Here is a 6,177-nt window from a genome sequence, read left to right as displayed (position 1 = left end):
CTGTCGATCGAAGACCTCAAGCAGTTCCGTCAACTGCACAGCCGCACCCCGGGCCACCCGGAATTCGGTTACACCCCGGGCGTTGAAACCACCACCGGCCCGCTGGGTCAGGGTCTGGCCAACGCTGTAGGTTTCGCTCTGGCTGAAAAGGTTCTGGGCGCGCAGTTCAACCGTCCTGGCCACGACATCGTCGACCACCACACCTACGTGTTCCTGGGTGATGGCTGCATGATGGAAGGCATTTCCCACGAAGTCGCTTCCCTGGCCGGCACTCTGGGTCTGGGCAAGCTGATCGCGTTCTATGATGACAACGGCATCTCCATCGACGGCGAAGTCGAAGGCTGGTTCACTGATGACACCCCGAAGCGTTTCGAAGCCTACAACTGGCAAGTGATCCGCAACGTTGACGGTCACGATCCGGAAGAGATCAAGACTGCTATCGAAACCGCGCGCAAGAGCCCGCTGCCGACGCTGATCTGCTGCAAGACCACCATCGGTTTCGGCTCGCCGAACAAGCAGGGCAAAGAAGATTGCCACGGCGCTCCACTGGGTGACGCGGAAATCGCGCTGACCCGTCAGGCGCTGAACTGGAACCACGGTCCGTTCGAAATCCCGGCCGATATCTATGCCGAGTGGGATGCCAAGGAAAAAGGTCGCGCAACCGAAGCCGAGTGGGATCAGCGTTTCGCTGCTTACTCCGCTGCGTTCCCGACTGAAGCCAACGAACTGGTACGTCGCCTGAGCGGTGAGCTGCCGGCCGACTTCTCCGAAAAAGCCTCGGCTTACATCGCTGAAGTCGCGGCCAAAGGCGAAACCATCGCCAGCCGCAAAGCCAGCCAGAACACCCTGAACGCGTTCGGCCCGCTGCTGCCGGAACTGCTCGGCGGCTCCGCTGACCTGGCCGGTTCCAACCTGACCCTGTGGAAAGGCTGCAAAGGCGTCAGCGCTGAAGATGCCAGCGGCAACTACATGTACTACGGCGTGCGCGAATTCGGCATGACCGCAATCATGAACGGCGTGACCCTGCACGGGGGCCTGGTACCTTACGGCGCGACCTTTCTGATGTTCATGGAATACGCGCGCAACGCCGTGCGCATGTCCGCGCTGATGAAGAAGCAAGTGATCCACGTCTACACCCACGACTCCATCGGTCTGGGCGAAGACGGCCCGACGCACCAGCCGATCGAGCAGCTGACCAGCCTGCGTACCACACCGAACCTCGACACCTGGCGTCCAGCCGATGCCGTTGAATCGGCCGTGGCCTGGAAAAACGCTCTGGAGCGCAAGGACGGCCCATCGGCGCTGATCTTCTCGCGTCAGAACCTGCAGCACCAGGAACGCGATGCCGGCCAGATTGCCGACATCAGCCGTGGCGGTTACGTGCTGAAGGACTGCGCAGGCGAGCCTGAGCTGATCCTGATCGCCACCGGTTCGGAAGTCGGTCTGGCGGTTCAGGCTTTCGACAAGCTGACCGAGCAGGGCCGCAAAGTGCGCGTGGTTTCGATGCCTTGCACCAGCGTGTTCGATGCTCAGGACGCCGGCTACAAGCAAGCCGTGCTGCCGTTGCAGGTCAGCGCACGTATCGCGATCGAAGCGGCTCACGCCGACTTCTGGTTCAAGTACGTGGGTCTGGAAGGTCGCGTGATCGGCATGACCACTTACGGCGAATCGGCTCCGGCTTCGGCACTGTTCGAAGAGTTCGGCTTCACCCTGGAAAACATCCTGGGTCAGGCTGAAGAGCTGCTGGAAGACTGATCCAGAAAAGATGTCGCCTGAGCTGACGCCTTCGCGAGCAAGCTCGCTCCCACATTGGAATGCATTTCCCTGTGGGAGCGAGCTTGCTCGCGAAAGCGTTGGTTCGGACAACACCGCACTGCCTGATTCACCACGGTAATCGAGAACCCCATGCCTCAACCGCGTCCCTTCAAAGTTGCACTCAACGGCTACGGCCGGATTGGTCGTTGCGTCTTGCGTGCGTTGTTTGAGCGAGGCGAGAAAGCCGGGTTTGAAATTGTCGCGATCAACGATCTGGCGGACATGGCCAGCATCGAATACCTGACACGCTTCGACTCCACCCACGGCCGCTTTCCGGGCGAGGTGCGAGTAGAAGGCGACTGTCTGCATATTAATGGCGACTGCGTGAAGGTCCTGCGCAGTGCCACCCCCGAAGGCATCGATTGGGCGTCACTCGGCGTCGATCTGGTGCTCGAATGTTCCGGTGCCTATAACACCCGTGAAGACGGCCAGCGCTTTCTCGACGCCGGCGCGCCACGCGTGTTGTTCTCGCAGCCAATGGCCAGCGAGGCGGATGTCGACGCCACCATCGTTTACGGCGTCAATCAGGATTGCCTGACCGGCGACGAACTGCTGGTGTCCAACGCCTCCTGCACCACCAACTGCGGCGTGCCGCTGTTGCGCTTGCTCGACAAGGCCATTGGCCTCGATTACGTGTCGATTACCACGATTCACTCGGCGATGAACGATCAGCCAGTGATCGACGCCTATCACCACGAAGACCTTCGCCGCACCCGTTCGGCGTTCCAGTCGGTAATCCCGGTGTCCACTGGTCTGGCGCGCGGTATCGAGCGCCTGCTGCCGGAACTTGCCGGGCGAATTCAGGCCAAAGCCGTACGCGTGCCGACGGTCAACGTGTCCTGCCTCGACATCACGATGCAGACTGCCACCGCGACTGACGCCAACGAGGTCAACCGGATCCTGCGCGAAGCCGCTACCCATGGCCCGCTCAAAGGCCTGCTGGCCTATACCGAGTTGCCGCACGCCAGCTGTGATTTCAACCATGACCCACATTCGGCCATCGTCGATGCCAGTCAGACCCGTGTTTCCGGCCCAAAACTGGTGAACATCCTGGCCTGGTTCGACAACGAATGGGGTTTTGCTAACCGAATGCTGGACGTTGCAGAACACTATCTGCAAACAGCAACTTCAAAAAAACCGTAGGAAGTGCGACCCATGACCGTGTTGAAGATGTCCGACCTCGATCTGCAAGGTAAGCGCGTATTGATCCGCGAAGACCTCAACGTCCCAGTCAAGGACGGTGTTGTCACCAGCGACGCGCGTATCCTGGCTTCGCTGCCGACCATCAAGCTGGCCCTGGAAAAAGGCGCGGCCGTGATGGTTTGCTCGCACCTTGGCCGTCCGACCGAAGGCGAGTTCTCCGCCGAGAACAGCCTCAAGCCAGTCGCTGACTATCTGAGCAAGGCCTTGGGCCGCGAAGTGCCACTGGTCGCTGATTACCTGGGCGGCGTTGACGTCAAGGCCGGCGACATCGTGCTGTTCGAAAACGTGCGCTTCAACAAAGGCGAGAAAAAGAACGCTGACGAACTGGCCCAGCAATACGCGGCCCTGTGCGACGTGTTCGTGATGGACGCCTTCGGCACCGCACACCGCGCTGAGGGTTCGACCCACGGCGTGGCCAAGTTCGCCAAAGTCGCGGCCGCTGGCCCACTGTTGGCCGCTGAACTGGATGCACTGGGCAAAGCCCTCGGCGCACCGGCTCAGCCAATGGCGGCGATTGTTGCCGGCTCCAAGGTCTCGACCAAACTCGACGTGCTGAACAGCCTGAGCCAGATCTGCGATCAACTGATCGTCGGCGGCGGCATCGCCAACACCTTCCTCGCAGCGGCCGGTCACCCGGTTGGCAAATCCCTGTACGAGCCGGACCTGCTCGACACCGCGCGCGCCATCGCTGCCAAAGTCAGCGTGCCATTGCCGGTTGACGTAGTGGTTGCCAAAGAATTCGCCGAGAGCGCTGAAGCGACCGTCAAGCTGATCGCTGACGTTGCTGCTGACGACATGATTCTGGACATTGGCCCACAGACCGCCGCCAACTTCGCCGAACTGCTGAAATCGTCGAAAACCATTCTGTGGAACGGTCCGGTCGGCGTGTTCGAGTTCGACCAGTTCGGTAACGGCACCAAGGTACTGGCGCAAGCCATCGCTGAAAGCTCGGCATTCTCGATTGCTGGCGGTGGCGATACTCTGGCCGCGATCGATAAATATGGCGTGGCTGAGCAAATCTCCTACATTTCCACCGGCGGTGGCGCGTTCCTCGAATTCGTCGAGGGCAAAGTGCTGCCAGCCGTTGAAGTCCTGGAAAGCCGGGCCAAGGCCTGAGGCCGCCCGTTTGGCCAGGCAAAGGAGTGTTTTCATGGTCAAGTCGTTAGCGCTGTTGTTGCTGACCGGTACGCTGGCGGCCTGCGGGAGTAATCCGAAGGCCGAGGCCACGCCGGCGCCGAGCGAGTCGCAGAAGGGCTGTTATCAGGCCGACTGGCAAGCCGAAACCAACCCGGTGCTGAACAAGCGCTCGGGGCCGGACGGTCTGGACAAATACGAGACGCAAACCCCGGCCAAGGAACATGGTTGTCCTTGACGGGTCTGACTCTTTAACTCAGGGCTGGCGGCGTGTGCCGTCAGTCGAGGAACACGGATGAAAGGCTTGATCGCCATTGCGGCGTTGGCATTGTTGGGCGGTTGCGCGCAGTTGAACCTGTTTCAGTCGTCTGCCCCGGCGGATCAATGGACCACCTGGACCTGCGACAGCCAGGCCAAAGTGCTGTGGCGCTACGCCGACGCCGGCCAGAAGGAAGTCGACGTTCGGCTGGGTGGCGGTGATCAGGTCTATCGCCTGAAAGAAGAGCCGGGCGCCTCGGGCACGCTGTACAGCGACGGCATGCTGGCGTTTCACGTCAAAGGTGAGGAAGGCCTGGTGTACTGGGTCGCCACCAATGACCTGATCGGCCGCGGCTGCAAAGCGCAGTAATTGACACACCACAGTTCTAATGTGGGAGCGAGCCTGCTCGCGAAAGCGGTCTGACAGGCACTGCATCAGCGACTGCAAGATTGCTTTCGCGAGCAGGCTCGCTCCCACAGGGGTTCTGTGTAGCTCTCAGGATTTTGCTTTATCGAATCACCAGACCGGGCCTCAACCCCCGATCTGCAATCACTTGAATAGCCGCCGCCGCTCCGGCAGGCTGGCACGATTAACGACCCTCAACCGGGAGAGACACACACAATGGCACTTATCAGCATGCGCCAGATGTTGGACCACGCAGCCGAGTTCGGCTACGGCGTTCCAGCCTTCAACGTCAACAACCTTGAGCAGATGCGCGCCATCATGGAAGCCGCTGACAAGACTGACTCCCCGGTGATCGTTCAGGCTTCGGCCGGCGCCCGTAAATACGCCGGCGCGCCATTCCTGCGTCACCTGATCCTCGCCGCGATCGAAGAATTCCCGCACATCCCGGTGTGCATGCACCAGGACCACGGCACCAGCCCTGACGTCTGCCAGCGCTCGATCCAGCTGGGCTTCAGCTCGGTAATGATGGACGGCTCGCTGGGCGAAGACGGCAAGACCCCGACCGACTACGACTACAACGTCCGCGTTACCCAACAAACCGTGGCCATGGCGCACGCCTGTGGCGTATCGGTAGAAGGCGAGCTGGGCTGCCTGGGTTCGCTGGAAACCGGCATGGCCGGTGAAGAAGACGGTATCGGCGCCGAAGGCGTTCTGGATCACAGCCAAATGCTGACCGACCCGGAAGAAGCCGCTGACTTCGTCAAACGCACTCAGGTCGATGCCCTGGCAATCGCCATCGGCACCAGCCACGGCGCTTACAAGTTCACCAAGCCACCTACCGGTGACGTTCTGGCGATCGACCGTATCAAAGAAATCCACAAGCGCATCCCGAACACCCACCTGGTGATGCACGGTTCCTCGTCGGTGCCACAAGAGTGGCTGGCGATCATCAACCAGTACGGCGGCGACATCAAAGAAACCTACGGCGTGCCGGTTGAAGAAATCGTCGAAGGCATCAAGCACGGCGTGCGCAAGGTCAACATCGACACCGACCTGCGCCTGGCATCCACCGGTGCGATGCGTCGCCTGATGGCCACTAACCCGAGCGAATTCGACCCACGTAAATTCTTCGGCGCGACTGTTACTGCGATGCGTGATGTGTGTATCGCTCGTTATGAGGCGTTTGGTACTGCCGGTAATGCTTCGAAGATCAAGCCGATCTCGCTGGAAGCGATGTACCAGCGTTATCTGAAGGGTGAGTTGAACGCTAAGGTTAACTAAGCCTGAGCGTTAAACTGCTTCGATAAGAAACCCGCCGGTGAGGCGGGTTTTTTGTGGGTGAAATTTTTGGTAGCGATACT

Annotated in this window: 6 protein-coding genes; all 6 read left to right on the top strand. The window is 60.4% G+C overall.

Annotated elements, in window-relative coordinates:
• Positions 1 to 1,755 (top strand): transketolase (tkt, locus tag F8N44_RS21560; protein ID WP_150651721.1); only part of this gene is annotated, 1,755 nt, incomplete at its 5' end.
• A 150-nt stretch (positions 1,756 to 1,905) separates the two neighbouring features.
• On the top strand, positions 1,906 to 2,958 hold the full coding sequence (gene epd, locus F8N44_RS21555; RefSeq protein WP_150651720.1) for an erythrose-4-phosphate dehydrogenase: 1,053 nt from the start codon (positions 1,906 to 1,908) through the stop codon (positions 2,956 to 2,958).
• A gap of 12 nt (positions 2,959 to 2,970) precedes the next feature.
• A complete protein-coding gene (locus F8N44_RS21550) occupies positions 2,971 to 4,134 on the top strand; it encodes a phosphoglycerate kinase (RefSeq protein WP_064119175.1) in 1,164 nt (387 codons plus the stop codon).
• A 34-nt stretch (positions 4,135 to 4,168) separates the two neighbouring features.
• Positions 4,169 to 4,390, top strand: a complete 222-nt coding sequence (locus F8N44_RS21545; RefSeq protein ID WP_007913756.1) for a hypothetical protein — start codon at positions 4,169 to 4,171, stop codon at positions 4,388 to 4,390.
• Positions 4,391 to 4,447: 57 nt separating this feature from the next.
• Entirely contained in the window at positions 4,448 to 4,780 is a 333-nt protein-coding gene (locus F8N44_RS21540; RefSeq protein ID WP_150651719.1) for an MliC family protein, read from the top strand.
• A gap of 252 nt (positions 4,781 to 5,032) precedes the next feature.
• Entirely contained in the window at positions 5,033 to 6,097 is a 1,065-nt protein-coding gene (fba, locus tag F8N44_RS21535) for a class II fructose-bisphosphate aldolase (protein WP_008081027.1), read from the top strand.
• Positions 6,098 to 6,177: the final 80 nt, after the last annotated feature.

Origin of the sequence: Pseudomonas fluorescens, assembly GCF_902497745.1 — a bacterium.
Taxonomy (GTDB): domain Bacteria; phylum Pseudomonadota; class Gammaproteobacteria; order Pseudomonadales; family Pseudomonadaceae; genus Aquipseudomonas; species Aquipseudomonas fluorescens_BM.
This window is presented reverse-complemented; position numbering and strand designations above follow the sequence as displayed.

Bases quoted from the DNA above. Each gene is read 5' to 3' on its own strand.
- epd (WP_150651720.1), top strand. From the start codon at position 1,906: ATGCCTCAACCGCGTCCCTTCAAAGTTGCACTCAACGGCTACGGCCGG.
- F8N44_RS21550 (WP_064119175.1), top strand. From the start codon at position 2,971: ATGACCGTGTTGAAGATGTCCGACCTCGATCTGCAAGGTAAGCGCGTA.
- F8N44_RS21545 (WP_007913756.1), top strand. From the start codon at position 4,169: ATGGTCAAGTCGTTAGCGCTGTTGTTGCTGACCGGTACGCTGGCGGCC.
- F8N44_RS21540 (WP_150651719.1), top strand. From the start codon at position 4,448: ATGAAAGGCTTGATCGCCATTGCGGCGTTGGCATTGTTGGGCGGTTGC.
- fba (WP_008081027.1), top strand. From the start codon at position 5,033: ATGGCACTTATCAGCATGCGCCAGATGTTGGACCACGCAGCCGAGTTC.